Origin of the sequence: Dietzia sp. HMSC21D01 (genome assembly GCF_001815995.1) — a bacterium.
Taxonomy (GTDB): domain Bacteria; phylum Actinomycetota; class Actinomycetes; order Mycobacteriales; family Mycobacteriaceae; genus Dietzia; species Dietzia cinnamea.
In genome coordinates, this window is sequence record NZ_KV823814.1 from 1 (window position 1) to 967 (window position 967).

The following is a 967-nucleotide window of genomic DNA, read 5'->3' on the forward strand; positions in this document are numbered from 1 at the left end:
AGCCCCTCCTGGACGCGGCCTGCGGGGACGACCTCCACCGGTTCCAGGGCGAGGGCGGTGACCGCGCCCCCGGCCCCGCCGGCGATCGCGGTGCCGGTGAGCCAGCCCTCGAGTTGCCAACGCAGCCGGTCAGCGGTGCCCTCCGGGGTGAGCGGCGACGAGCACCGCCACACCCGGTTGACCTCCGTACCACCCTCGACCCGGGCCGTGATGGACAGCCGCAGACACGAGACCCCGGCCGCGGCGAGCACGGCGTGCAGTTCCCCCGCCAGCCGCCGGCCGAGGAACGCCGCCTCGTCGACCCGCTCCAGGGGCGGATCGCACCGGTGCTCGACCGCCGAGCCCGTGGGCACCGCGGTCACCGACGGCGGGCGCCACGGGACCGCGCGGGCGATCCGGTGCGCCACCGACCCGGCCTCGCCGAAACGGGTGGCCACGTCCCGCGGCGGGAGGGCGGCGAAGTCGCCCAGCGTCCGCACTCCGAGGCGGTGAAGGAGTCCGACCAGCTCCGACAGCACCTCAGGACCCCCCAGCGCGGGTTCCACCACGAGCGCCTCCACGGGCAGACCCGCCAGATAGTCCGCGTCCCCGCCCGGCTCCAACAGCGCCGAGCCACGGGCGCCGAGCACGGCCGTGGGCAGTTCGTCGGCGAGTCCCACCTGGCACTCCACCCCCGCCGCGGCCACCGCGTCGACCACACGGGTGACGACCTGCTCGACCCCGCCGTGGAAACGCAGCGCGCCGGCCGCGGAGAACACGAACAGGCCGGGTCTCAGCACCTCGATCCCCGGGACGACGGCGTCGAGCGCCTGCACCACGGGCTCGAACCACGTGGCGTCCCGCGCCGGGTCCGCGGCGACCACCACGAGCTCCGGGCAACGGAACTGGGCCTCGCGCCGACGCAGCCCGCGACGCACCCCCACCGCACGGGCGACGGCGTTGCACGCCAGCACCCCGCGGGGCCCGA

Annotated in this window: 1 pseudogene; it reads right to left on the reverse strand. The window is 76.6% G+C overall.

Annotated elements, in window-relative coordinates:
- Window positions 1-967 (reverse strand): annotated as a pseudogene (locus tag HMPREF3086_RS19800) (DNA polymerase Y family protein); the annotation flags it as partial.